The organism is Falseniella ignava CCUG 37419 (genome assembly GCF_000301055.1).
In the GTDB taxonomy this organism is placed as follows: domain Bacteria; phylum Bacillota; class Bacilli; order Lactobacillales; family Aerococcaceae; genus Falseniella; species Falseniella ignava.
Genome location: NZ_JH932301.1, coordinates 79,563 through 104,880, shown reverse-complemented (window position 1 = coordinate 104,880; position 25,318 = coordinate 79,563). Strand labels below are relative to the sequence as shown.

The 25,318-nt window shown below is 36.9% G+C and carries 24 protein-coding genes; 12 read left to right on the top strand and 12 right to left on the bottom strand.

All coding sequences use genetic code 11. The annotated features are described in order from the left end of the window. Positions 1–10: 10 nt before the first annotated feature. From gyrB to dnaA, 5 genes are all read right to left on the bottom strand, one after another. Positions 11–1,924 (bottom strand): DNA topoisomerase (ATP-hydrolyzing) subunit B, encoded by a 1,914-nt coding sequence (gyrB, locus tag HMPREF9707_RS04690; RefSeq protein ID WP_006701543.1) that lies wholly within the window; start codon positions 1,922–1,924, stop codon positions 11–13. An 18-nt stretch (positions 1,925–1,942) separates the two neighbouring features. Further along, positions 1,943–3,058: a DNA replication/repair protein RecF gene (recF, locus tag HMPREF9707_RS04685; protein ID WP_006701542.1), complete on the bottom strand. Its 1,116-nt coding sequence runs from the start codon at positions 3,056–3,058 to the stop codon at positions 1,943–1,945. Next, the gene (gene yaaA / locus HMPREF9707_RS04680; protein ID WP_006701541.1) at positions 3,048–3,281 is read right to left on the bottom strand and encodes a S4 domain-containing protein YaaA; all 234 of its coding nucleotides are present in this window, start codon (positions 3,279–3,281) and stop codon (positions 3,048–3,050) included. Before yaaA ends, recF begins: the two co-directional genes overlap by 11 nt. 212 nt (positions 3,282–3,493) lie before the next feature. After that, the gene (gene dnaN / locus HMPREF9707_RS04675) at positions 3,494–4,636 is read right to left on the bottom strand and encodes a DNA polymerase III subunit beta (RefSeq protein ID WP_006701540.1); all 1,143 of its coding nucleotides are present in this window, start codon (positions 4,634–4,636) and stop codon (positions 3,494–3,496) included. A 161-nt stretch (positions 4,637–4,797) separates the two neighbouring features. Beyond that, the gene (gene dnaA / locus HMPREF9707_RS04670; protein WP_006701539.1) at positions 4,798–6,123 is read right to left on the bottom strand and encodes a chromosomal replication initiator protein DnaA; all 1,326 of its coding nucleotides are present in this window, start codon (positions 6,121–6,123) and stop codon (positions 4,798–4,800) included. A 475-nt stretch (positions 6,124–6,598) separates the two neighbouring features. Here dnaA and rpmH point away from each other — a divergent pair, with 475 nt between their 5' ends. From rpmH to jag, 4 genes are all read left to right on the top strand, one after another. Beyond that, positions 6,599–6,736: a 50S ribosomal protein L34 gene (gene rpmH / locus HMPREF9707_RS04665; protein WP_006701538.1), complete on the top strand. Its 138-nt coding sequence runs from the start codon at positions 6,599–6,601 to the stop codon at positions 6,734–6,736. Between the two features lie 151 nt (positions 6,737–6,887). Further along, the gene (rnpA, locus tag HMPREF9707_RS04660; RefSeq protein WP_006701537.1) at positions 6,888–7,238 is read left to right on the top strand and encodes a ribonuclease P protein component; all 351 of its coding nucleotides are present in this window, start codon (positions 6,888–6,890) and stop codon (positions 7,236–7,238) included. Between the two features lie 9 nt (positions 7,239–7,247). Continuing rightward, positions 7,248–8,087 carry a membrane protein insertase YidC gene (yidC, locus tag HMPREF9707_RS04655; protein ID WP_006701536.1) on the top strand — a complete coding sequence of 280 codons (840 nt, stop codon included), beginning with the start codon at positions 7,248–7,250 and terminating at the stop codon, positions 8,085–8,087. Between the two features lie 12 nt (positions 8,088–8,099). Beyond that, on the top strand, positions 8,100–8,999 hold the full coding sequence (gene jag, locus HMPREF9707_RS04650; RefSeq protein ID WP_006701535.1) for an RNA-binding cell elongation regulator Jag/EloR: 900 nt from the start codon (positions 8,100–8,102) through the stop codon (positions 8,997–8,999). 289 nt (positions 9,000–9,288) lie between these two features. Here the strand turns inward: jag and HMPREF9707_RS04645 are convergent, their stop codons facing one another. From HMPREF9707_RS04645 to HMPREF9707_RS04625, 5 genes are all read right to left on the bottom strand, one after another. Further along, on the bottom strand, positions 9,289–9,876 hold the full coding sequence (locus HMPREF9707_RS04645) for a PepSY domain-containing protein (protein ID WP_006701534.1): 588 nt from the start codon (positions 9,874–9,876) through the stop codon (positions 9,289–9,291). Positions 9,877–9,956: 80 nt separating this feature from the next. Next, the gene (locus tag HMPREF9707_RS04640) at positions 9,957–11,084 is read right to left on the bottom strand and encodes a hypothetical protein (protein WP_006701533.1); all 1,128 of its coding nucleotides are present in this window, start codon (positions 11,082–11,084) and stop codon (positions 9,957–9,959) included. Positions 11,085–11,099: 15 nt separating this feature from the next. Next, positions 11,100–11,903 (bottom strand): hypothetical protein, encoded by an 804-nt coding sequence (locus HMPREF9707_RS04635; protein ID WP_006701532.1) that lies wholly within the window; start codon positions 11,901–11,903, stop codon positions 11,100–11,102. Continuing rightward, positions 11,903–12,589, bottom strand: coding sequence for an ABC transporter ATP-binding protein (locus HMPREF9707_RS04630; RefSeq protein WP_006701531.1), 687 nt, complete (start codon positions 12,587–12,589; stop codon positions 11,903–11,905). The genes HMPREF9707_RS04635 and HMPREF9707_RS04630 overlap by 1 nt, the downstream gene beginning before the upstream one ends. Further along, on the bottom strand, positions 12,586–12,957 hold the full coding sequence (locus HMPREF9707_RS04625; protein ID WP_006701530.1) for a GntR family transcriptional regulator: 372 nt from the start codon (positions 12,955–12,957) through the stop codon (positions 12,586–12,588). Before HMPREF9707_RS04625 ends, HMPREF9707_RS04630 begins: the two co-directional genes overlap by 4 nt. 215 nt (positions 12,958–13,172) lie before the next feature. Between HMPREF9707_RS04625 and HMPREF9707_RS04620 the strand changes: the two genes are divergently transcribed. The 4 genes from HMPREF9707_RS04620 (at position 13,173) to HMPREF9707_RS04605 (ending at position 17,999) form a co-directional block, all read left to right on the top strand. Beyond that, positions 13,173–14,432: an HlyC/CorC family transporter gene (locus HMPREF9707_RS04620; protein WP_006701529.1), complete on the top strand. Its 1,260-nt coding sequence runs from the start codon at positions 13,173–13,175 to the stop codon at positions 14,430–14,432. 51 nt (positions 14,433–14,483) lie between these two features. Further along, the gene (locus HMPREF9707_RS04615) at positions 14,484–15,791 is read left to right on the top strand and encodes a GerMN domain-containing protein (RefSeq protein WP_006701528.1); all 1,308 of its coding nucleotides are present in this window, start codon (positions 14,484–14,486) and stop codon (positions 15,789–15,791) included. Between the two features lie 132 nt (positions 15,792–15,923). Beyond that, positions 15,924–17,045 carry a carbohydrate kinase gene (locus HMPREF9707_RS04610; RefSeq protein ID WP_006701527.1) on the top strand — a complete coding sequence of 374 codons (1,122 nt, stop codon included), beginning with the start codon at positions 15,924–15,926 and terminating at the stop codon, positions 17,043–17,045. A 3-nt stretch (positions 17,046–17,048) separates the two neighbouring features. Continuing rightward, positions 17,049–17,999, top strand: coding sequence for a pseudouridine-5'-phosphate glycosidase (locus tag HMPREF9707_RS04605; protein ID WP_006701526.1), 951 nt, complete (start codon positions 17,049–17,051; stop codon positions 17,997–17,999). Between the two features lie 35 nt (positions 18,000–18,034). Here the strand turns inward: HMPREF9707_RS04605 and HMPREF9707_RS04600 are convergent, their stop codons facing one another. After that, positions 18,035–19,108, bottom strand: a complete 1,074-nt coding sequence (locus tag HMPREF9707_RS04600; protein WP_006701525.1) for a serine hydrolase — start codon at positions 19,106–19,108, stop codon at positions 18,035–18,037. 255 nt (positions 19,109–19,363) lie between these two features. Between HMPREF9707_RS04600 and mnmE the strand changes: the two genes are divergently transcribed. From mnmE to HMPREF9707_RS04580, 4 genes are read left to right on the top strand one after another with little or no spacing between them, the layout of a single operon-like run. After that, positions 19,364–20,743, top strand: a complete 1,380-nt coding sequence (gene mnmE / locus HMPREF9707_RS04595) for a tRNA uridine-5-carboxymethylaminomethyl(34) synthesis GTPase MnmE (protein WP_006701524.1) — start codon at positions 19,364–19,366, stop codon at positions 20,741–20,743. Positions 20,744–20,753: 10 nt separating this feature from the next. Beyond that, positions 20,754–21,263 carry an NUDIX hydrolase gene (locus tag HMPREF9707_RS04590; protein ID WP_006701523.1) on the top strand — a complete coding sequence of 170 codons (510 nt, stop codon included), beginning with the start codon at positions 20,754–20,756 and terminating at the stop codon, positions 21,261–21,263. Continuing rightward, positions 21,250–23,154, top strand: coding sequence for a tRNA uridine-5-carboxymethylaminomethyl(34) synthesis enzyme MnmG (gene mnmG / locus HMPREF9707_RS04585; RefSeq protein ID WP_006701522.1), 1,905 nt, complete (start codon positions 21,250–21,252; stop codon positions 23,152–23,154). Before HMPREF9707_RS04590 ends, mnmG begins: the two co-directional genes overlap by 14 nt. Positions 23,155–23,185: 31 nt before the next feature. After that, positions 23,186–24,007, top strand: coding sequence for a metallophosphoesterase (locus HMPREF9707_RS04580; RefSeq protein WP_006701521.1), 822 nt, complete (start codon positions 23,186–23,188; stop codon positions 24,005–24,007). A 66-nt stretch (positions 24,008–24,073) separates the two neighbouring features. On the opposite strand, the gene HMPREF9707_RS04575 is transcribed toward HMPREF9707_RS04580, so the two are convergent. Continuing rightward, positions 24,074–25,096 carry a glycosyltransferase family 4 protein gene (locus HMPREF9707_RS04575; protein ID WP_006701520.1) on the bottom strand — a complete coding sequence of 341 codons (1,023 nt, stop codon included), beginning with the start codon at positions 25,094–25,096 and terminating at the stop codon, positions 24,074–24,076. Between the last annotated feature and the right edge of the window lie 222 nt (positions 25,097–25,318).

Here is a 25,318-nt window from a genome sequence, read left to right as displayed (position 1 = left end):
TCCTTTCCGATTAAATATCTAAGTTTTTAACATATACTGCGTTTTCTTCAATAAAGATACGTCGTGGTTCAACTTCTTCACCCATTAACATATCCATTACTTGATCTGCTTCTTGTGCATCTTCAACTTTCACTTGAAGAAGACGACGATTTTCTGGATTCATTGTAGTTTCCCACAATTGCCCATAATTCATTTCCCCAAGCCCTTTGTAACGCTGGATTGAATAGCGGGCATCAGGATTTTCTTGACGCCATTGATCGAGTTCATCATCTGAATCTAGATAAATTTCTTTCTTACCTTGACGAATTTGATAAAGTGGTGGCTGTGCGATATAAACATAGCCTGCTTCAATCAATGGGCGCATATAACGGAAAATTAATGTCAGTAACAGCGTTCGAATATGCGCACCGTCCACATCCGCATCGGTCATTAAAATTAATTTATGATAACGAGCTTTATTAACATCAAATTCAGAACCAAAACCCGTCCCCATCGCAGTGAAGAGTGAGCGAATTTCTTCGTTATTTAGAATACGATCTAATGTCGCTTTTTCCACATTTAGTATTTTACCTCGAATCGGTAAAATTGCTTGATACATCCGAGAACGTCCTTGTTTGGCTGATCCACCCGCTGAATCTCCCTCGACAATGAAAAGTTCACATTTTTCAGGATCGCGACTTGAACAGTCAGCTAATTTACCTGGTAAATTAGCAATCTCAAGTCCAGATTTTTTCCGGGTCATCTCTCTCGCTCTACGAGCAGCTGTTCGTGCACGTTGAGCTAAGATACCTTTATCCACAATGGCGCGACCTTCTCGAGGATTTTCCATTAAAAACTTACCGAAATTCTCATTGAATAATCGTTCCGTAATTGTTCGAACTTCAGAGTTACCTAACTTTGTCTTAGTCTGTCCTTCAAACTGTGGGTTTGGATGTTTTACTGAAACAATCGCCGTTAAGCCTTCACGCGTATCTTCACCGGATAAGTTATCATCACCATCTTTTATTATATTTTGCTTACGCGCATAATCATTGATCGCACGAGTTAATGCTGATTTAAAGCCTTGTTCGTGCATTCCACCTTCATGGGTATGAATATTATTTGCGAAAGATAAAATTTTAGTTTCATAACCTTCCGTATACTGTAGTGCGATTTCAAGTTGAATATCGTCTTGTTCACCAAAAATATAGATTGGTTCATCAATAATCGGTGTTTTGTCCTCATTAATATAATCGACAAAACTTTGAATACCCCCTTCGTAATAGAAGGTACTGAATGCTTCACGCTCTTCTCGCTTATCTTCAAGCGTAATCCGTAACCCTTTATTTAAAAAGGCAAGTTCACGGATTCGGTTTTCAAGCATTGAAAATTTGAAATCAACTGTATCAATAAAAATCGCCGGATCCGGTATAAAATTCACACGTGTCCCCGTGTGATCTGATTCACCAATTTCAGTCAATTCTTGAACAGTAATACCACGTTCAAATTTTAAAGAATATACTTTACCATTACGGGATACTTCAACCGTTAATTCTGTTGATAAAGCATTAACGACTGCAGCCCCAACTCCATGTAGTCCACCTGAAACTTTGTAGCCACCGCCACCAAATTTTCCTCCAGCATGGAGCATGGTATAAACCGTTTCTACGGCTGGAAGTCCTGTTTTTTGTTGAATATCAATGGGGATGCCTCGACCATTATCTTCAACAGTAATACTATTATTTGCTTCAATCGTTACTTCAATATGATCTGCATAGCCTGCGAGCGCCTCATCAATTGAGTTATCGACAATTTCCCATACGAGATGGTGCAGTCCTTCAATACTAGTCGTTCCAATATACATTCCTGGACGCTTCCGAACTGCTTCAAGCCCTTCAAGAACTTGTATTTGACTTGCATCGTAATTTTGAAATTCTTCAGTCATTGATTACTCCTTTATCGTTTATTTTCGTTGTACTTGTCCTTGATGGACATACAAAATATCTGTTTGATTTAGTGATTTTAATAAATCATGATTAATTGAGGCGGTCGTTAAGAAAGTCTGTACGCGATTCTCGATTTGATCCATTAAAATAAACTGCCGCTCATCATCAAGTTCGGATAAGACATCATCAAGTAATAACACTGGGTAATGTCCTTTAATTTGTTTAAACCATTCTAATTCTGCTAGTTTGATAGATAGCGCAATTGTTCGCTGTTGACCTTGCGAAGCAAATTGTTGCGCCTCTCGTTCATTAAGCCACAACTTCAAATCATCTCGATGCGGACCATACAGTGTGACTTGTTGCTTTAATTCACGTGAATAAGATTGGTCAAATAACGCTTTGAATTGATCCGCTAACGTATCCACTTGTTCATAATTCAGTTTTGACGAAGAGGATGAATATTCCATTCTAAATTCATCACGCTCTTTCGATAATAGATGATGCATGGATTGTGCAAAACCTTCAATTTGTCGAATAAATTCAAGACGCATCTTTACAATATCGACTGCTTTTTCAATAAACTGTTCTGTCATAATTTGAAAGTAAATTTCATCAAATTCTTCAGTGCGGGCATAATTTTTCAAGTAAGTGTTACGTTGTTTTAAAATCCGCTCGTATTCCACAACGGTTCTTAAATAAACTGGATATGCTTGCCCTAGTTCGGCATTTAAAAATCTACGACGAATACTCGGTGGACCTTTCACAAACTGTAAATCTTCTGGAGCAAATAGAACAACATTAAAATTACCAACAAAATCGCTTAATTTACGTTGTTCAAGGTGGTTGACCTTAGCAACTTTTCCTTTAGGACTAATCACTAACGAAAGTGGCAAATTATAATGAGGATATTCAATAATTCCTTCCACCATCGCACTCGATTGATTCCATTGAATTAACTCTTGATCACGTTGTGTACGATAACTTTTTCCAATGGCTAATAAAAAAATAGCCTCAAGGAGATTGGTCTTTCCTTGGGCATTCTCACCAGTAATAATCGTCAGCTTCGAATTAAATTCAATATCAAGTTGCGAATAGTTACGGAATTGATGCAAGGAGAGGTGGTTAATCTTCATCAGAATAGACAACCGTAATTAAGATACCTTCTTCAGGAATCTCAACTTGGTCATTTGAATATAATTTTCGTCCACGACGATTTTCTTCAACTTGATTTACTAGGACTTGGTGCTCATTTAAATACCATTTAGCCATACCCCCGCTAGAAATCAAGTCAGCTAATTTAAGTAATTGCCCTAACGTAATATATTCCGTGTTAATTAATGCCGTAATTTCTTCCATTTTTCCACCTACCTGTCTATTAAACTACCTTATATTATAGTTGATTTTGAACGTTTTATCAAATAATCGGCGATTTTAAGGGGGTTTTAGCGTTTCTATTTGAATATAATGTAAAAAGCTTTCTGAAATATTTTTTTCTAGTAGAAGCATTTAATTCATTATTCAAAAAAAAAGACCTATGTTTGATAAAACAAAGGTCTAAAAAATTTGGATTAATGTGTTCGGATCGGTGTTAATAATTGAATTAGGTTTGCTGAAGAAGTTTCATCTTCCACAGCTGTCAGTAAAATTGGACGAACATTCGATTGAAAATCCATTTGAATATCAGTCCCATTGAAAGTTTTTAGTGCATCTTTCATATAGTCTGGATTAAAGGAGATTTGAAGTGACTCTCCCGTCACTGTTTGAGTTTCAATAGCTTCATTTGAAGAGCCCAATTGGCTACCATAAACAGAAAGTTCAACCCGTTGATCTTCAATCTCTAATCGAACGACATTATTTTTTCCTTGATTGGACATAATACTTGCCCGATCAATCGCATGATAGAACGTATCCGCATTAACAACAATACGTGTTGCATGTTCGGTAGGAATCAACCGATCCGTATCAGGATAATTTCCTTCTAAAATCCTTGAATAAATCGTTAAATTTTTAAGCGCAAAAATTAATTGTTCATCTGAAATAATTAATTTAATATGATCTTCATCTTCTACAATACGACTTAATTCATTTAATGTTTTTTTAGGAATTGTCATCGATTCAATTTCTAATTCTTGATCATTCATAATTTCAATTGTTCGTTGACTTAGGCGATGGCTATCAGTAGCAACACCTGTTAATTGTTTTCCTTTAAGCGTAATATTAACTCCTGTTAAAATTGGACGCGTTTCTTGATTTGAAGTAGAAATAATTGTTTGAGCAATTAATTCTTTAAAAAGTTCTGTAGGAAGTTGGATGGATTCTTCAGAAATAATTTCTGGTAAAAGTGGATACTGATTTCCATCAATGCCATTTAATGTAAAGTGACTTTGCCCTGATTGAATATTTACAATGGCTTGGTCATTGACTTCAACAGTCACAGTGTCGGCCGGAAGTTTTCGAATTACTTCTAAGAAATAACGTGAAGTAACTACAACACTCCCGGTTGATTCAATCGATAAACCAAGTGACTCGTCTTTAATCGGTAAGAATCCTTCGATTGATAATTCAGTATCAGAACCAACTAGCGTAATTCCCTCTTCAGTCGCTGTCATTTTGATACCTAATAAAATTGGGATAGTTGATTTAGAAGAAATCGCACGAGAAACATTATTAAGTTGGTTCATAAAAGCAGTTCTTTTAATGGTAAATTTCATCGTTAGGCTCCTTTATTTATATAATATTAATAAATTAGTAGTGGTAGTAGGCCTTGTGTATTGTGTGTATAAACTAAACTATTCGTTTAATAGCAAGGAATTCTCTTGTGAATGTGGGTGTAAATAACTGTTGAACTTATTCAACCATTATCCACAGTCGATTATTTTAATCGGCTTTTTAGTTGTTCAATTTCTTGTTTTAAATTCGAATCGTATGTTAATTCATCACGAATTTTCTCATAGGCATGAATGACGGTTGTATGGTTTTTATTACCAAAACCTTCACCTATTTTAGGAAAAGACAGTTCTGTTAATTCTCGACTTAAAAACATGGCAATTTGTCGAGGATAGACAATCGACTTGACTCGTTTCTTTCCTTTAATATCATTTGGAGTTACTTGGTAATAATGTGCCACTTGTTCGATAATCGTTTCAGTAGATAGAGGTCGTGAATCCGAATCGGTAATAATACTTTGCAGCGCTTCAGCCGCTAACTCAATACTAATCTCTCGCCCTTGAATCGCAGCATAGGCGATCACACGTACTAACGCACCTTCTAGCTCACGAATATTAGTATCAATATTATTTGCGATATAGGTTAAGGTGTCTGCATTAATATCTAATCGATCACTCTGTGCTTTTTTACGTAAAATAGCAATTCGTGTCTCTAAATCAGGAGGGGTAATATCGGTTGAAAGCCCCCATTTAAATCGACTAATCAATCGTTCTTCTAAGTTAGCGATTTTATTTGGCAGTCTATCACTCGTTAAGACAATTTGCTTATTATTGTTATAGAGTTCATTAAAGGTATGGAAAAATTCTTCCTGGGTTTTACCTTTATTCGATAAAAATTGAATATCATCGATTAATAAAACATCAATCTCGCGATACATCGCTCGGAATTCGGCTTGACTTCCATTTTGAATTGAGGTGATGAAGTCATTCATAAATGATTCACTCGTAGCATATTTTATTCGTGTGCCTGGATGTTGTTTTAAAATTTCATTTCCAATTGCATGCATTAAGTGTGTTTTACCAAGACCAACCCCTCCGTAAATTAAAAGTGGGTTATAAGTAGTTCCTGGAGAATCTACGACAGCATAAGCAGCGCCAGTCGCCATATTGTTGCCTGTTCCGACGACGAACGTTTCAAAGGTATAATGAGGATTTAATTTTGCTTGAGAGAATCCTACTTCATAGTCATCCGTAAAATCGTTGGTTTCTTGGATGGGCTGTTCAAACGGTTGAATTTCAAAATCTGGAATATATTCAACGCCATACTTTTCAGCACTATATTGAATGACATAGCCTGTTAAATGACGTTGCCAGTATGTTTTTGTTAAATCATTAGGAACCGCTAATTTGACACTGTAGTCTCCAATCTGAATTGCTTTGACAGGCTTTACCCATTGTTCATAAGAACTATCTGATAAACGATCTTGCATATATAATTGACAGCCATGCCAAAATGATTCTAATTCATTCATTTGAATTGATTCACCTCACTTTTTAAAGAAATTCGTTACTTCTTATTCTATCATAACGAAAGTTTTGAACAAGTTTTTTCTGTGCATAACTAAGTTATCTACAATCATATTTTAAAGTTATGAACAAGTGGATGATTTTTGTGCATAACTTTCAAAATAAGTGTAAATAAATATTGTATTGTTCATAAAAAAATATTAATGAATATTGGTTTAACAAGGTTTTGAAAAGATATTCACAGAAACTGAGGATAAAATAAAATACTATTAACAAACTGTGGATTGTGGATAATTAATGTGATGATGATGTTTAAAACTTTATTGAACACTTAAATATATCCACAGTACATCAAAGGTTGTGGATAATTTTGTGCATAAAAACCCTTTAAATCTTCTTGACTTTTCTAGATGGATTATTTAAAATAGGTAGGTATTGTATGCGTTAGTGTACAGATTTATATGCAGGAGGTGCAGCTTAATGTCGAAAAGAACATATCAACCTAAAAAACGTAAAAATAAAAAAGTTCACGGCTTCCGTAAACGTATGAGTACAAAAAATGGACGTCGCGTACTTAGCAAACGCCGTCAAAAAGGTCGTAAACGTTTAGCAGTATAAACGTGATATAGGCGTCAACAACATTTCCTAACAGGTATGTAGTACTGATAGGGAATGTTATTTTTTTATCAGCTAATTTAATTTTTCTTTTAATTGAAAGTTCGCTATAATAAATGAGTATAGCGTTGAATAATAGATGATGAGGGATAATTTGAAAAAAGCTTATCGCGTTAAATCAGATCGAGATTTTCAGCGAGTTTTTCATCAAGGAAAATCAAAAGCAAACCGCCAGCTGGTTTTATATTATTATGAAAAACTAGACCAAGCACATTTTAGACTGGGTGTTTCGGTCAGTAAAAAGTTGGGTCCAGCGGTGGTGCGTAATCGAATTAAGCGTTATTTACGCCAGGCTGTTCATGAATTGGATGGTCATATTCGGCATGACATTGATTTTATTCTCATCGCACGTCAAGATATTTTAAATAAAAATTATCATGAAATTAAACAATCTATCATTCATGTCATGAAACTTGCTGGCATCTATGATAATACGACACCATAGGAGGTTGGAATGAAGAAAAAGCAATGGTTTAAAATAGGTCTTTTACTATCAGTTACGATGATGTTAGTAGCTTGTGGTAATATAAATGAACCAGTCAGTGCTGAGAGTGTTGGAATTTGGGATCGATATATCGTTTATAATTTGTCTCAACTGATTATTTGGTTTTCTAATTTATTTGGACAAAGTTATCCTATTGGGATTGCGATTTTAACAATTATTATTCGGGTATTATTAACACCTTTATACCAAATGCAAGTTAAATCGCAACGCGAAATGATGGAATTACAACCAGAATTAGATGCGATTAAAGCTAAGTATCCGAATAAAGATCGACAATCTCAAGAATTGATTCAACATGAACAACAAGCATTGATGAGCGAACGTGGAGTGAATCAATTTGCAGGATGCTTCCCACTTTTAATTCAATTACCGGTAATGATGGCTCTTTATCAATCGATTTTAAGAACCCCAGAATTACGTCAAGGACATTTCTTATGGATGAACTTAGGTCAACCGGATTCGTATTTTATATTACCAATTATTGCTGCGGTATTAACCTTTGCTGCGACGTATTTCTCAATGAAAAGTAATCCAAATACGAATGCGGCGACAAAAGGAATCATGTTAGTAAACCCAATTATGATTTTATTAATTGCCATTCGATTACCAAGTGCGATTGCATTATATTGGGTCGTATCCAATGCTGCAACGCTGGTGATGACTTTCTTATTTAATAACCCTTATAAAATTATTGCTGAACGTGAAGCGAAAATTAAGGCAGAAAAAGAAAAACAACGAGAACTTAGACGACAATATCGTAAAGTAACTGGAAGAAATCCGAAGAAGTAGGAGGAAAATATAATGATTGAAAATTCATTAACAGTTCGTGGTGAAACGGTAGAAAAAGCAATTGCTAAAGGACTTCGTGAGCTAAATATCCAAGAAAAAGATGCTGAAATTCGTGTCATTAGTGAAGGTAAAAAAGGATTATTTGGCTTTGGGAAGCAAGATGCGATTGTAGAAATCCAGGTGAAAGATAATTTAAGCTACAAAGAATTAACTGAAGTTTTAATTCAAGAAGAAAAAGAAGAACAACAAGAAATTCAATCGCCACAACCAACTACCGCGCCGGTCGAACCATCGGAAGAAGTTGTGGTAGAAGAACCTTTATCGCATGATGTTACAAATGAAGTCGAAATTTCAACGCCAACAGAGCAAACAGTAGCGACTCCAAGTGCACCAGAATCAGCTGTAAAAGAAACAAATGAAACTAAAGAAACTGATTCGACAGGTTTGCCATTGGATAAATCAAGTGAATTAGTTGCTTCTTATATTGACCGTGTCATAAAAGAGTACGGTGCAAAATCTGAAACAACATTTGATATCAATGGTAACCAAGTAACCTTTAATATTGAAACAGACAAATCAGGTCTGGTTATTGGAAAACACGGAAAAATTATTAATTCATTGCAAATTTTATCTCAAACATTATTACAAAATTATTGTCACCACCGTGTATCTGTCCTATTAAATGTTGGCGACTATCGTGATCGTCGTGCAAACGTCCTTGAACAGATTGCATCACGTACTGCTAAGGAAGTTTTAAGTACACGTCAGACGGTGATTTTAGACCCACTTCCTGCATATGAACGCAAACAAATTCACGCTCATCTTGCTGAATATGATCGTATTAAGACACATTCTGAAGGAAAAGAGCCAAATCGTTATTTAGTTGTTGAATATGTAGATAAAACACAATAATTGTATTTTAAAAGGCTGATTCTAGGTCAGCCTTTTGTTGTTCAGAAGATTAAAAAAAAAGTGTTATTTTAGATCAACAGAAAAAAGTTTTTTGTGTTAGAATAGATTAGTGAGTTGATTTTATGTACACTTTGACCAGTTCATCAATTGATAGTCATTTTTTCCTACCAAATAAACAAAATGACCTTCTAATTACAATGATTTAATGTCCATAAATCATTGAAACCTTCGGCTGTGAAGCCGAAGGTTTTTTTGTCATAATAATCATTAATGTAATTAGAAAGTTAGCTTAGGATTCAAGCCCTTCAACTTTGAGTATTTCTCCCGATTGGGCATCAATTTTTAATTCAACATCATCTTTTTCTTTCTCGTCATCATACTCGACTTCCCAAACAGGTTGATTGTTATGATCATCATCTGCACTTAATTTCCAAGATTCGATGTTAGATAAATTCGTTTTTTGATTTGCAATTTCGGTAATTTCATCCAAAGTTTTGAGCTTATCTAGGGCTAATTCAATATATTCATCATCGGAATCTAATTCATCTTTTTCTTCCTTAGTGAATTGTTGTTCTTTACTATTGTAAGTGACTTCGTAGTCTGAATCGTTATCAAACCCTTCAATTTCAACTTCAATAATATCATCTTTTTGGATTTTTACTTTCAAACCACTAATTTTTACCTCGGGATATTTTTCCTCAAAATCCTTCAATGCAGTTTCTAAAATAGTTTGAAATTCACTTTTATCTTCTTGACTCACTTCGACGGTTGTTTCTTCCTTAGCATCATTTTGCGCATAGACTGGCGCTACGATAAATGATGTTGTTGTCAAAAGACCAAGAAGGAATAGACTACTTTTTGTAAATAATTGTTTCATTAAAAATCAAACCTTTCTATGTAAGTCTACTATTAGCGTATCAAGGATTCAGCAAAAAATACAATCATACGCATTGAAGGTTAATAATTCTCAGATTGTAAACTAACACCACTCCATTGATAATCTTTATTAGTTTCAAAATTTTCTTGATAAATCAATTGATTATCTAATAAATTGAATGCTTGAAGCTGAATCTTTTGATTAGATAATTTCTCAGCTGTAATTAATAACTCAGATGTAAGTGCAATATCCATCATTTGAGGAATGGTACGAATTTCTTTCGTCTTATTCGAAGCAATATCTAAAGCTTTGATCGTTGCTTCTGTCTGATCTTGATTTAATTCCACAAAATAAAAGGTCGAGTTATAAATGAGATTATGATTGTAGTACATGTCTTCAACGATTTCTGGATGTTTAACTTCTTCCATCGTCAAGTCTTTAATATTGAGCCACTGATAGTGAGAAATTGGCTGATACTCGAGATCATTTTGTGGTTCAGTTTGAACTTCATCTAGACAGATTAAGGTTGTTTCAGATTGGTGATGGGTATTATATGAATGGTAATTAACATTTAAATAATATTTGGAATCAATTGCCATGTTTTTCGAATCCACAACGTCACCGGATGTTTTATCAATTTTGAGTCGTTCGATAGATTGGCTTCCCATCTCATTTTCTGTAGAAAAGTTTTGATAGGTAAATAAGAAATAATAATAATCTTGATCTTCAACACAGGCGATGAATTGTGTATTGTAATTATTGGTTAATGGGTAATGATACGTAGAAAATTCACGATAATCGGTATTAAAAACAGTATAATCAAGTTCGGTCGCATTGCCATTAAAGTCATAGTTGATTTTATACCATACTAGCGGATGGTTGGTTGGAAATTGATTGGCTATCGGTGGTCGTTTAGATAATGAATAGTGTTGATAGATCGAATCACGTTGTTCAGTATTATGAAATAAATTAAACATTTTTGGTTGAATTGATTGGGCACTGACATCGATAATTGTGGGTGCATCATTAATCGATGGATTAGACAAGTTGTAATACAATTCGGGTTGCAGTCTTTGAATGACTTCACGATTCCCATGAATTAAGTCTGAATTAACGGTTTGCTTAATTTGAAGTGGCATTGTCCAATAAATAATAAGAAATAGTATGCTAATAATGATGGTACTAATTGCAGTAAAATTGCGTCGCATGGTTAAGACTCCTTCCTAAACACTAATGTAGTGATTCATAATGTAATAACTAATTGATAATTGAATAACCATGGCTATCACCAGTAGGGTCATTGCGACGATATTAAACTCAAAACTTGTAAAGTTAATCGCCGATGCAAATTGAATAATTAAGGCAGAAATGCCCCAACTGAAAAATAGATAGAGCAGTGGCAACAAAATCGTTTGAATCAAATGATAGCTGCGATAGCTTAAGACGATAATAGTAATATTCATCAGCCCAATTAGAAAATTAAATCCAAAGAAGTAAATGTAGATAAAACTTTGGAAGTGCATTGGCATCACAACTTGAAATCCATCTAAGTGTTGCATTAAAACTTGAACTACAGAGCTGGAATGATATAAGTGTGGTAGTAAACTTCCAATCCAATCGGTTGCGAATAAAATAAATAGTTGAGTCATCCATAAGCCAACAATCATTAATAAGATACTGATAAATTTTGCCATAAAAATTGGCATCCGATTACCTGGTAGCATTAACAACCGATAAATATAATTACCTTGAAAATGCCACTCACGCACCCAAGTAAACATACTATATAAAATTAAACTTAAAGCTGCGACACCAATAATTAAGAAAAATAAGGGTGTTTGTTTAAAAATATCTGCCAGCGTTAACATATAGAAAGTGTCTCTTTGATTCATAAAATAGTAATTCGCTTGACGAAATTGACGGAAAATTACCAAACTTTGTGTCAAAATAACGGCGATAACCAAAATCAAGTAGAGCCATTTTGCGCGTTTAAGTTCATCATTCAGTAAATTCATAAATTTCTTCATTAACGATACACCTCCCGCATTTTATCAACGAGACTGATTCCTCGTTCTTGTCTAAGTTGTTCAGGAATAATTTCTTCTACAATCGTTCCATCGCGCATTAAAATTGCTTTATCCACAATATATTCGATTTCAGGAATATCATGACTTGAGATAAGAACACCCTGTCCTTCGAGTAATTTTGAAGTAAATACGCTAAGAATTTCTTCCCGTGTAAAAATATCAATTCCACTAAAAGGTTCATCCATTAAGATGAAGTCACTATCGAGTGATAACCCTAATAAAATATTTACTTTAGCAACATTCCCTTTTGAAAGTTGATTGATTTTATCGTTGGCATTTAAATTGAAAAATTCTAGAATCTCATAGGCTCGCTTTTCATTGAACGTAGCATAATAATCTTTCATCTGTTGTAAAGCTTCTGATATGGTTAAGTGTTTTAATACAATAATTTGATCCGGCACGTAACTGATTTTGTGATAATCATCGAAGGTGATGGGTTGGTTGTTGTATAAAATTTCACCTTTTCCTTGAGGGATTAATTGCATTATTAGGTTCAATAAGGTGGTCTTGCCACTCCCGTTTTCTCCCACAAGGAGTGTGACTTCCCCGGGTTGAATGGTAAATGAAACATCATTCAAAATAGCTTTATTGCCGAATTTTTTACTTACATGTTTCAGTTCAATCATTGTTTTTCCTCCTTCTGTTGAATAAATTCATTGAGTGCCTCGAGCGCTGTGCGTGGAGAGATATTCAATTGTTGGATTAATTGATAAAAGTCTATCATCGCTTGTTGCAATAACGTATGACGTAATGCATCGATTATTTGAATATCTTCTGTAACACGGCTAGGAACATTCGCATCGGTTGTAATAATGTGTTCCTCTTCCAGTTCTTTAAAAGCACGTTGGACGGTGTTCGGATTGACTTTAAATTCTTGGGCAATCGATCGCCGGGACGGTAATTCTTGACCGGGTGTTAAATTCCCTGAGACAATCTCGGATTTGAAGTATTGTTTCAACTGCTCATAAATAGGCAGGTGTGAATTAATATTCATAAGCCTCTCCTTTCTCTTAAAGTGTATTAAGTATATAATACAACTTTAACTGTATTATATGAGTAGTACACTTACCTGTCAATACTATTTTAGAAATTTTGTATAATCGCTTAATTCAAGGTATAATAAAAGCAATCATTTCAGTCACTGATTGGATTTTTAATGATTTAAAAACACTCAGTGCAATTTGCAATTTATAAGGAGGAAATACCTCTATGGGCACTGATCAGGTTACCAGTATTGGTATCTTTATTTTATGTATATTTTTATCCGCGTTCTTTTCATCTTCTGAAACAGCGTTTACTTCAGCAAATCAACACCGATTGAAAAATCAAGCTGAAGAAGGGAATCGTCAAGCACAACAAGCGGAGAAACTTATTAATCAATATGAGCAATTGTTATCGACCATTCTAATTGGAAATAACTTAGTAAACATTTTAAGTTCAGCTGTCGCTACTTTATTTTTTGTTCAGTTGTTTCCAATCTATGGCGCCACGATATCAACGATTGTTACAACGATTATTTTGTTAATATTTGGCGAAATTACTCCAAAGTTAGTTGCAAAGTTATTTCCTGAAAAATTAGCCAAACAATTTTCAGGAATTCTAACCGTCCTAAATAAACTTTTTTCACCTGTCGTATGGGTTCTATCGCAATGGCAACGTTTGGTGATTGACCTCCTGCCCGTTAAAAATTCTCCTTCCATCAGTGAAGACGAATTATTAACTATGTTGAATGTGGCAAAATCTGAAGGAACTTTAGAAGACGATGAGCATGATTTAGTTCGAGCGGCGATTCGCTTTGATGATACCGAAGTCTCTCAAATTATTACACCACGGATTGATATCGATGGGATTGATATTGAGAGTAGTTTTGAAGAGATTGATCAAGTATTTGAACAAACGAATCATACGCGATTGGCAGTTTATGATGGGACCATTGACGAGTTAATTGGGACGATTCATGAACGTGATTTTAATCGATTTGTAAAACGACATGCGAATCATCCGGAATCAAATAAAGACTTACGTTCGATTATTTCTAAACCTCATTATGTCCCGATTACAATGTTATTATCAGATTTATTGCAGTTTATGCAATTAAATAAAGTCCATCTTTCGTATGTGATCGATGAATTCGGTAGTATTCAAGGGATTGTCACGATGGAGGATATTTTAGAAAGATTAGTTGGAGATATTTGGGATGAGCATGATCAAATAGAATTAGAGTTGACCGAAATAGAACCACAACAAAAAATTCAAGTGTCAGGCTTAATGACGTTAGAGGATCTCTATGATTATTTTGATAAACGTTATGAAGGCGATTGGGATTCTTCAACCGTAAGTGGGTTAGTTATGGAGTTAATTCATCGTATGCCTGAAGTTGGCGATTGTGTGGAAATAGATCAATTGAAAATCACTGTTGAATCAATCGATAATGGGCGCGTCATGAGTGCACTTGTTGAATTAATTTAATAAATTCTTTAAAATATCTAAAAGTAAATAAATGGATTAAGGAGGGTTGATATGAGTAAGAGAATTTTATGTTTGTTTTGTTTCGTATTATTTCTAACAGGTTGTCGAAAAGAACCGATGATTCACTTGAGTGATGAAAATAAAACCCGACTTGAAATACGACGTAATGAAAATACAACGAGCAGCACAGAAACATCGGATCAAACAATATCGGATGAAAATAACGCTGAAGAAAGCTCGCAATCGGTAGCAGAATCAAGTAGTGAAAGCGAAAATTCTGAAAAACCGAAAGAACCGGCTGTTTTAGATTCGTCAAATTGGCAAGTTTCGAGTGAAACACCGTTACTTGAAGTGATTGATTATTTACCAAGTCAGATGTATCAATTTAAGAAGTTTACAGATGGTACTCATGAACGACGGGTCTATCCAACTTATGTTGATAATGAATTAAGTTTAATGCAGCTTGCTTTAATTAACGATGATTCTCAAGAAGTCCAATATTATAATTGGGGCACATTACAATTAGTAATGATTGAAGCCTCGAATGATAATCCTTTTGTCAATCAAATGGAGACGGTCGCTTATCAAGCAGATGGGTCTACCAATGAATTAATTTTAGATAGTCCGCTTCAAGTTGGGCACCAATGGGAAAGACGTGCGGGCATTACTTGTGAGATTACGCAATTATTTGCCGAGGGAACGCTCCCGTCAGGAACTTACCGTAATATTTTAGAAATTACGGTTACAGACGAAACTCAAAGTCAGCCTACGAAAGAATATTATGCGGAAGGTGCTGGACTCATTGCCACTATCACGCCAGAAACTACTTGGGTATTAAATGGTGATTTTCCAAATAATCGGATTATTACCGAAATTCCAGTTTATTTACCGGTGCGCCAAGATGGTTCAGAAATTTTGAATCCAACTTATGTTGAATTTAAATGGCAGACAAATTGGACTTTTGCTGAAGCCTTTCAAGATGTTTTACGTCGCGCGAAGATAATTGATGAAACGATTCAAGTACAATCAGTTACCTTTGATGATGACATCGTTTATATTGATTTTTCACCAGGAATTGTCTCAGTTTTAAATTCTTATGATAGTTCGGAACAAGGGATTATTGATGCGTTAGTTCAAACTTTAGGAGAATTTTTCCAAAGAAATCAAGTCCGCATCTCAGTTGATGGAAATGGAATGCTTCCACAAGAAGTAGAATATCCATCCAATGGAATTTATTATTTAAAACATCCATTAACGGATCAGGCAGACCAAAATGATGACGAAGAAACGTCAGAAGAAGCGTCACAAGAAGAAATAACAGAAAATTTAGAGCTAGAAGACACTACAAGTAACGAATAAGATGCATAAAGAGAAGATTGACGGAGAATCGTCAATCTTTTTTTGTAAAAAAGATTGCAAAAAAGAGAAAAACAGTTTATGATAAATAAAGACAAAAGTCCTTATAAAGATTATTGTTAAAGGAGGTGCCGTGTGGAACAACTGAATACCAATGAGCAGCGTGTCTTGGAGTTGGTGCGACAAGATCCTTATCTAACCCAAGCGGAAATTGGGGAGACATTGAACTTGAACCGTTCAACTGTTGCAACAATTATCCAGGCGCTAACGCGCAAAGGTCGAATTCAAGGCCGTGCTTATGTGGTGAAAGATGCGATGAATGTGTATTGTATCGGTGGAATGAATATTGATCGAAATTATCGTTTGCTAGAACCGATGTTGCCACAAACAAGTAACCCGGTTACTTCAAGTGTCAGTGTTGGTGGTGTTGGAAGAAATGTGGCTGAAAATTTAGGTCGCTTAGGTATGGATATTACCCTTTTGTCAGTCGCAGGAAATGATCAAGATTATCAATATATTAAACAACAAAGTGAGCCTTACATTAATTTAAATAAAGTGAAGCTTTATAGCGATCAGTCAACGAGTGCCTATTCAGCAATTTTAGATACAGAAGGCGAGATGCGTTATGCCTTAGCGGATATGTCGATTGCTGATCAAATGAATCGAGAATGGATTAACGAATATTTATCAATCCTCTCAAATGCTAGTTATATTATTGTTGATTTAAATGTACAAAAGGAAGTTATTGAAGAACTATTGAATCTGTCCAAGCAATCTGGCGCGAAATTAATTATTGTACCAGTAAGTGGTCCAAAAATGAGTCACTTACCAAAACATTTAGAAGGTTTGGATTGGTTAATTGTTAACCAAGATGAATCTGAAGTATATTTCAATCTCGAAGCGGGACAAGAATCAACAGAGCAATTAGCTCACAGGTGGCTAGATTGTGGTGTTCAACATGTTGTTATAACAAGTGGCAAGCGACCGACAGTGTATACGAATCAACAGGAAGAATATTTAGCTATTCAACCTCCACTTCAACCGAATGTCGTAGATGTTACAGGTGCAGGAGATTCCAATGCAGCCGGTATTATCTATGGATGTATTCACGGCCTATCAGCTCAAGAATCGATTGAGCTTGGAATGACCAATGCTTACCATACAGTAGCAACGCATCAGACCGTACGGTCGGATCTATCAGCTACCCAATTAAAAGAAGAACGTGAATTATTATTTGAAACAAAGAAAGGAAACTAATCAATGAACTCATTAATTAAATTTAGCCAAGAAGTTGAACAAGCAATCAATGATCGTAAGCCGATTGTAGCTTTAGAATCTACGATTATTTCTCACGGTATGCCATATCCACAAAACGTCGAAATGGCGCGTACTGTAGAACAAATTATTCGTGATCATGGTGCAGTTCCAGCAACTATTGCGATCATGAATGGCGAGTTAAAAGTAGGACTTGAAGCTGAAGATTTAGAATTACTCGCGACAGCAGAGAATGTTTCGAAGGTATCACGTCGTGATTTATCAGAAGTCATTGCAAGTAAAGGACTCGGAGCGACAACCGTCGCAACAACGATGATTATTGCGCATATGGCAGGTATTAAGGTCTTTGTGACCGGAGGAATTGGAGGCGTACACCGTGGTTATGAAGAGCATATGGATGTTTCAGCAGATCTGGTTGAATTAGGCCAAACACCTGTCACAGTCGTTTGTGCTGGGGCTAAAGCGATTTTAGACTTGCCTCGTACGTTAGAATATCTTGAAACACAAGGTGTTCCAGTGATGGGCTATCAGACAGACTATCTACCAGCATTCTTCTCAAGCACTTCAGATTATAAATTAAATTCGCGTGTGGATTCAGCTTTAGAAGTAGCGCAACGAATGGTTGCAGCAGATATGATGGAATTAAAAGGAGCTCATTTAGTAGCTAACCCAATTCCAAAAGAACACGAAATTCCTCAATCAGAAATTGATGGGATTATTGCTCAAGCTTTAGCAGAAGAACGTGAAGCTGGCGTAAAAGGTAAAGATTCAACGCCATTCTTGCTAGCTAAAATTGTTGAGTTAACCGAAGGACGTAGTTTAGCAGCGAATATCGAATTGGTATACAATAATGCCCGTTTAGGTGCAGAGATTGCTGCCGAATATCATCAAATTAAAAATGCACAAGAAGCTATGAAAAATATTAGCTTTGTATAGAAATCAATAAAGGAAGGTCGCTCTGACCTTCCTTTTTAATTTAAAATATAGTGATCACGATACCACAAATTGACATAGAGTGATAAATCTTCTAACAAGTGATCTGCTCCAGGTACGTTAGTTGTAAAAGCGGTCAATATATATTGTGGTTGATCATTTTCATAGTAGATTGCAACATCGTTGATTTCACCATCTACCCGTCCGTACTTATTCGCTAAGACATCGGTATGAATAAATGACGTAAAGAGTTGTGGCGGATCTGTCTCGCGCATTAATTGAACTAAATAGTCATACTCTGGCTGTGTGGCAACAATATAGAGCAATTGGAAATAGAGATAAGCAGAACCATAATTATCCATATAGAAATACTCAGGAATATTGTAATTACCCGTTTTTTGTAAAATATAATTTGCAACACCCCCGAAGTTATTCGGATAGTTAAAGACTAAGGTATACCAGGCCGTATTATCGGAATGACGGATGGCTTCTGCCATCAAATCAGCAATTGAATAGCTTGCTTGAGCAGGTGAGTTAGCAATATTGCCACCCCCTTCATAGTTAAAGTAATCATTATAGAGCAGTTCTGTCTCGTAATCGTACTGTCCTTGATTGATTAAATCAATAAAGGCCATAACGACTGGAATTTTCGCCGTACTGGCAGCGACAATAAAGTTATTATCATTGTACCCGTAATAATGATCATCTTTTAAGTTATAGAACGAGATACCGACTTGGTTGAAATCAACTTGATAATCCGTCACTAACTGTTCGATTAACTCATCAACTGTGTCATATTCCGAAACATCAAATTGGTCTTTACCGTATTCTTGGATGAGATCCGTACGATAAATGTTTGGATCGAATCGAACGGCAGCGGAATCGGATGAAACCGTCGTGGATTCCTCGGACGTTTCAACAGATTGACGTTGTTGATTTGAGTTACTTGTGTCAATCGACTCAGTCGTTGTAATTTCAACGGTTTCCGTAATGACGGCAGTCGGATGATTACTTGGCTGATTATTTCGATTGATATAAATAATATAGAGTAGTAAGGCGAATATAAAAGCGACGCCTAAGCCGATTAAATTTTTCTTATTTTTTGGATTCAAGAGTAGTTGTCATTCCCTTCTGGTAAATTGTCGCAATATACATCAGTAATTATAGAGTTTATTCTTGTGAATGCAAGTTTTATTACCTCGCTTTAATTGATTTTTAGCGATGAATTCGATATAATTCAGATTAATTTGATAGATAGCAGTCAAAGTGCTAGCGTTTCTTCTAAAGGTTGGATGGGTATAGGAGGAGTGTCGGCATTTTTTTGTTGAATGAGACAATATTGAATGACAAAGTAAGGAGGAACTTAAATGTATCAAAATGATACCATTGCAGCGATTGCGACGGCTTTAGGCGAAAGTGCCATTGGAATTGTTCGATTAAGCGGTAGTGAGTCGGTCGAAATTGCGAACCGTATCTTTAAAGGGACGAATTTAATCGAAGTACCGAGTCATACTATTCATTATGGTCATATTATCAATCCTAAGATCGAACAAGTGATTGATGAGGTGATGGTATCTGTGATGCGTGCACCGAGATCCTATACAACAGAAGACAGTGTCGAAATCAACTGTCACGGAGGGGTGGTTGCCATTCAACGCGTGTTAGAGATGGTCTTAGCTAACGGGGCGCGCATCGCACAGCCAGGAGAGTTTACCCAACGCGCCTTCTTAAATGGACGTATTGACTTATCTCAAGCGGAAGCGGTAATGGATTTAATCCAGTCCCGAACGAGCAAAGCAATGGATGCCTCCATAAGCCAATTGAATGGGAGTTTAAGGCGAAAAATTCAGCAGTTACGCCACGAAATGTTACAAACTTTGGCTCAAGTAGAAGTGACGATTGATTATCCAGAGTATGATGACGTCGAAGAGTTATCACTTCAGGAAATGAACCAGACCGCATTAAGTGTCAAGCAACAAATCGAGCAAATATTGCAACAGTCGCAACAAGGACGCATTTTCCGCGAAGGGATTCAAACGGCAATTATCGGTCGGCCTAACGTCGGTAAGTCGAGCTTAATGAATCGTCTGACAGGTTATGATAAAGCGATTGTGACTGATATTGAAGGTACAACGCGAGATACCATTGAAGAATACGTCAATATTCGCGGAGTGCCGCTTCACTTAATTGATACTGCAGGAATTCGCGAGACAGAGGAAGTTGTCGAACAAATTGGGGTCGAAAAAAGTCGTGCGGTGATGGAACAGGCTGATTTTATTATTTTAATGTTGAATGCTTCCGAAGCGCTCAATGAGATGGATCGCGAACTATTAGACTTGACGAAAGATTATCCTCGAGTCATTTTACTGAATAAACAAGACTTAACCCCACAAGTTACAGTCGAAGATATATTAGATTATGCGGCATCAGATGAGATTATTACAACCTCGCTCTTAACGGAGGCAGGGATTGATCAACTTGAAGAACGAATTGAAGAATACTTCTTCCAAGGCGATTTAAAATCGCGCGATGTCAATTATTTACTGAACACGCGCCATACCGAGTTATTGCGACAAGCGAGTGCTGCGCTCGATGAAGTGGTGGCTTCAACGGAGATGGGGATTCCAGTTGATTTAATTCAAATTGATTATACGCATGCGTGGGATTTACTCGGTGAAATTATTGGGGAAAATGTTCAAGATGAATTATTAAATAAACTGTTTAGTCAATTTTGCTTAGGCAAGTAGGGGGATATTAATGGTAAAACTAGCCACAATTTGTTATATCGATAATGGAGAACAACTCTTAATGTTACATCGGAATAAGCAAGTGGGGGATATCCATCAAGATAAATGGGTGAGTGTCGGCGGGAAATTCGAAGCTGGCGAAACTCCCGAGCAATGTGCGATTCGTGAAATTCGAGAAGAGACAGGTTTAGAAGCTTTAAACCTAGAATTATGCGGTGTCATTACGTTTCCGGATTTTAGACATGATGGTGAAGATTGGTATAGCTTCGTGTATCGTGTCCGAGAATTTAACGGTGAATTAATCGATGACTGCCCTGAAGGAACATTGAAGTGGGTCGATTATGATCAGGTGATGGAGCTACCAACGTGGGAAGGTGACTATATTTTCTTACGTTGGGTATTAGAGGATGCTCCATTCTTCTCAGCATATTTTGAATATGACGTAACAGGACAATTAGTGGCAAATGACGTAACATTTTATCCCTTAAAGGAAGGAAAATCAGATAGTGAATACGTTTAAAGCAGGAACCTATGAAGTGATTGTTGTGGGTGGAGGTCATGCGGGATGCGAAGCAGCGTTAGCCGCAGCTCGTATGGGCGCTAATACCTTACTTCTGACGATGAATATTGAAATGATAGCCTTTATGCCATGTAACCCATCTATTGGGGGTCCCGCTAAAGGAGTGGTAGTGCGTGAAGTCGATGCCTTAGGTGGTGAGATGGGTCGTAATATTGACCGAACTTATATTCAAATGCGCTTATTGAATACAAGTAAAGGGCCGGCAGTTCAAGCGTTACGTGCGCAAGCAGATAAAGAAGCTTATGCTCATTCGATGAGATCGGTTATCGAAAACGAACCCAACTTAACTTTAAAGCAAGGCATGGTAGACCAGCTCCATCTAGTGGACGGCGAGATACAGGGTGTTATAACGAATACCGGTGCTATTTATGAAAGTCAAGCAGTGGTCTTAACTGCAGGAACTTCATCGCGGGGTCAAATTATTATTGGTGATTTGAAATATGCATCAGGACCTAACAACACCTTACCTTCTGTTAAATTATCAGAGCACTTACTCGAATTAGGTTTGGAATTGGTACGATTTAAGACCGGGACGCCAATGCGAATTCATAAAGATTCGGTGGATTATGACCAGACTGAAATTCAACCCGGTGATACACAGCCAAACCATTTTTCATTTGAAACATCTGATGAAGATTTTAATCCTAACAGTGTGCCGTGTTGGTTAACCCATACGAATGCACAAACACATGAAATTATTCAAGCTAACTTGCATCGCTCACCGATGTTTAGTGGAATGGTTGAAGGTGTTGGCGCAAGATACTGCCCATCGATTGAAGATAAGGTGGTTCGCTTTAGTGATAAACCGCGACATCAAATTTTTATCGAGCCGGAAGGGTTAGATAATCAAGAGATGTATGTCCAAGGATTGTCTACCTCCTTGCCAGAAGATGTGCAGTTAGAAATGATGCGAACCGTCCAAGGACTCGAGCGAGCTGAAATTATGCGTCCGGGGTATGCGATTGAATACGATGTGGTTGTTCCGCATCAATTGACCTTATCACTCGAAGTTAAGTCTTTACCGAATTTATTTACGGCGGGTCAAATGAATGGAACGAGTGGTTACGAAGAGGCAGCAGGTCAAGGAATTATTGCCGGAATTAATGCCGTTCGTAAAATTCGTGGCGAAGAGCCCTTTATACTGAAACGTAATGAAGCCTATATCGGGGTGATGATCGATGACTTGGTGACAAAAGGGACGATTGAACCGTATCGATTACTAACTTCACGCGCCGAATACCGTCTATTATTGCGTCATGATAATGCAGATATCCGATTAACGGAGTACGGCTATCAACTCGGATTAATTAATGAAACGCGCTACCAAGCTTACCAAATGAAGCAAGCACAAGTTGAATCGGAAATTAATCGTCTAAGTCAAATTCGCTTGACGCCTAATACACCAGGTTTATCAGAGTGGTTTGAGCGAGTCGGTTCGACACCTTTGAAAGATGGAATTTTGGCAAGTGACTTATTGCGTCGTCCAGAAATTAAATATCTTGATATGATGGAGATTATCCCTCCTGAAGCCGGAGAATTACCACGGGTGGTAGCAGAACAAGTTGAGATTCAAATTAAGTATGATGGTTATATTGATAAAGCCAATCGAAAAGTTGATAAAATGATTGGGATGGAAGAAAAGTGGATTCCTCAAGATATTGATTGGGATGCCGTCGATAATTTAGCGACCGAGGCTCGCGAACGTTTGAAGATGATTGGTCCTGAGACGCTAGGGCAAGCGAGTCGTGTGAGTGGAGTTAACCCAGCGGATATCGCCGTATTATCGATATACTTACAGCAAGGACGGATTCAAAGACGCGAAGAGGTGTAAGAGAAGGGTTAGTACTGAAGGAGAGAATACAATGAACATCAAACGACTGTTTAAAGTGGGCGTCCCAGTTGCAGGGCTGGCGCTTTTACGAGAAGGATTTAGTCACCGTCTCTCGATGAGTTATTATCGGCTACAACATCCGAAAGTTACTGAATCGGTACGATTTGTCGTATTAACCGATTTACATAATCACTATTTTGGTGAGCAGCAGAAAGATTTATTGAAGCGGGTTGAAGTGGAGGCACCGGATTATATCTTACTAGTCGGGGATATTTTTGATTCACGTTGGAGCGCTCAAGCTGCTCAAACATTGATATTGGCATTGGTAGAACGTTATCCGGTCTACTATGTTACTGGCAATCATGAATTTGAATACCCAAGTATTCAACGTCTGAAAAATTGGCTAACGCGCCATCAAGTCACAGTTTTGGCAGGAGACACGGTAAAGATTCAACACGGAACAATGGATTTTACCATCAGTGGTGTTGATGATCCTAATCGAGGACGTCGTAGAATCTTTAAGCAACAGTTGAAGCGAATTGATCGGCAACTGCCATCTGATACTTACAATATTTTATTGAGTCATCAACCGCAACGCATTAAAGAATATACGCAATATCCGTTTGATTTAATTGTGTCAGGCCATGCACACGGCGGGCAAATTCGAATTCCATGGGCGAACCAAGGTTTATATGCACCGCAACAAGGATTTCGTCCACTCTATACCCATGGCTTGCACCAATTACCCAACCATGCTTATTTAATTATTAGTCGGGGCTTAGCGTATGCAACCACTCGAATTCCAAGATTATTTAATCGACCAGAGGTTGTTGTTATTGATCTCTTAAAATAAATTATACCCGAATGTGTTACGATGCATTGATGCGTCGATTGCATTCGGGTTTTATCTTATCGAGTATTATTTTACCCAACGTTCCATAAAGCCGTGATAGTAATTGAGCCATTGTTGGAGAACTTGCGTTTCAGAGTAATCTGTGGCAATTTTTTGGGAAACAGCTTGGGCGGATAAGTATGCCGTTTTAGATGTTTTGAGTGTGTTCAGATGTGTCTGATATTCTTCGAGGGTGTCCGCTCTTAAATAATCTGCAAAATAAATTTGTTGATAGAGATCTAAATTACGAATAATCAGGGGCAGTCCCGCATTAATGGCTTCTAAAATAGCCATTGGGAATAACTCATTATACGAAGTGGATAGGAACACATCACAAATATTATAGAGTGCGTTCATCTGTTCACGTTCTACGATGCCGATAAATTTTACATTATTCGGTGCGGTCTCGATTGCTTGCTTCAATGCTTCATAGCCATCGGTAATTTTGCCAAAGCTAAAGCCACCTGCCCAGACAAATTGAATATCGGGCATTTGCTTTGCAATCTCGATAAAGTCGATGACACCTTTGCGTGTTTGGACTTGACCTACACTAATCGCCGTAAATACATCGGGATTGATGTCGTACAAAGCATAGGTCGCTTCTAATTTTGAACGATCGATTGGGTAAAAATCTTTTGTGGCAACGACATTCGGTATATACGTAATATGCTCCGGATCGATATCATATCGCGTTAAGGGTTCGATAAAGATGGGATTGACCACGATCAGTTCATTGGCTGAACGGTACATTTTCATAAAATAATCGTAGAAAACGCCTTGAGCAAATTTCGGTATTTTAATACTACCTTCAACGGTTTCAGGTAAGAAATGGACGTGCATGCAAGATGGGAGCTTGGACATTGCCATCTGATAGTAACAATATGGATGGATCGTATGGATATGGTTGAAGTCGCAATTTTTCGCATGATTAAAAGACAATTGAATTTGATCAGCGGCGTGCGTCTCGAGCAATTTTACGAGTTCAAAATAGGCACTTCCTACCCCTTGGCCTTTGACATTTTGTCCGTGGGCAATCATATTAATTCGCATCTTACCGCCTCCTTCTCTGACTTATTATACCGAAATGCTATGAAAATAAGCAAGCGTACATCACAATTTGATAGTGTCAAATTATTGTTGGTTTTCCTCTACCATACTTTTTTATTTCCCTGAACCTAGTTTCATGGATTCCATATTTTAACCGGCGCCTTTGGCACCGTGCCTCCATCCGCATTCAGTTCGTCGCCGCTCGCTTTCGTTATGAAGACGGGA

Coding starts and splice junctions, on each gene's coding strand:
- gyrB (WP_006701543.1), bottom strand. CDS start 1,924: ATGACTGAAGAATTTCAAAATTACGATGCAAGTCAAATACAAGTTCTT.
- recF (WP_006701542.1), bottom strand. CDS start 3,058: ATGAAGATTAACCACCTCTCCTTGCATCAATTCCGTAACTATTCGCAA.
- yaaA (WP_006701541.1), bottom strand. CDS start 3,281: ATGGAAGAAATTACGGCATTAATTAACACGGAATATATTACGTTAGGG.
- dnaN (WP_006701540.1), bottom strand. CDS start 4,636: ATGAAATTTACCATTAAAAGAACTGCTTTTATGAACCAACTTAATAAT.
- dnaA (WP_006701539.1), bottom strand. CDS start 6,123: ATGAATGAATTAGAATCATTTTGGCATGGCTGTCAATTATATATGCAA.
- rpmH (WP_006701538.1), top strand. CDS start 6,599: ATGTCGAAAAGAACATATCAACCTAAAAAACGTAAAAATAAAAAAGTT.
- yidC (WP_006701536.1), top strand. CDS start 7,248: ATGAAGAAAAAGCAATGGTTTAAAATAGGTCTTTTACTATCAGTTACG.
- jag (WP_006701535.1), top strand. CDS start 8,100: ATGATTGAAAATTCATTAACAGTTCGTGGTGAAACGGTAGAAAAAGCA.
- HMPREF9707_RS04645 (WP_006701534.1), bottom strand. CDS start 9,876: ATGAAACAATTATTTACAAAAAGTAGTCTATTCCTTCTTGGTCTTTTG.
- HMPREF9707_RS04640 (WP_006701533.1), bottom strand. CDS start 11,084: ATGCGACGCAATTTTACTGCAATTAGTACCATCATTATTAGCATACTA.
- HMPREF9707_RS04635 (WP_006701532.1), bottom strand. CDS start 11,903: ATGAAGAAATTTATGAATTTACTGAATGATGAACTTAAACGCGCAAAA.
- HMPREF9707_RS04630 (WP_006701531.1), bottom strand. CDS start 12,589: ATGATTGAACTGAAACATGTAAGTAAAAAATTCGGCAATAAAGCTATT.
- HMPREF9707_RS04625 (WP_006701530.1), bottom strand. CDS start 12,957: ATGAATATTAATTCACACCTGCCTATTTATGAGCAGTTGAAACAATAC.
- HMPREF9707_RS04620 (WP_006701529.1), top strand. CDS start 13,173: ATGGGCACTGATCAGGTTACCAGTATTGGTATCTTTATTTTATGTATA.
- HMPREF9707_RS04615 (WP_006701528.1), top strand. CDS start 14,484: ATGAGTAAGAGAATTTTATGTTTGTTTTGTTTCGTATTATTTCTAACA.
- HMPREF9707_RS04605 (WP_006701526.1), top strand. CDS start 17,049: ATGAACTCATTAATTAAATTTAGCCAAGAAGTTGAACAAGCAATCAAT.
- mnmE (WP_006701524.1), top strand. CDS start 19,364: ATGTATCAAAATGATACCATTGCAGCGATTGCGACGGCTTTAGGCGAA.
- HMPREF9707_RS04590 (WP_006701523.1), top strand. CDS start 20,754: ATGGTAAAACTAGCCACAATTTGTTATATCGATAATGGAGAACAACTC.
- HMPREF9707_RS04580 (WP_006701521.1), top strand. CDS start 23,186: ATGAACATCAAACGACTGTTTAAAGTGGGCGTCCCAGTTGCAGGGCTG.
- HMPREF9707_RS04575 (WP_006701520.1), bottom strand. CDS start 25,096: ATGCGAATTAATATGATTGCCCACGGACAAAATGTCAAAGGCCAAGGG.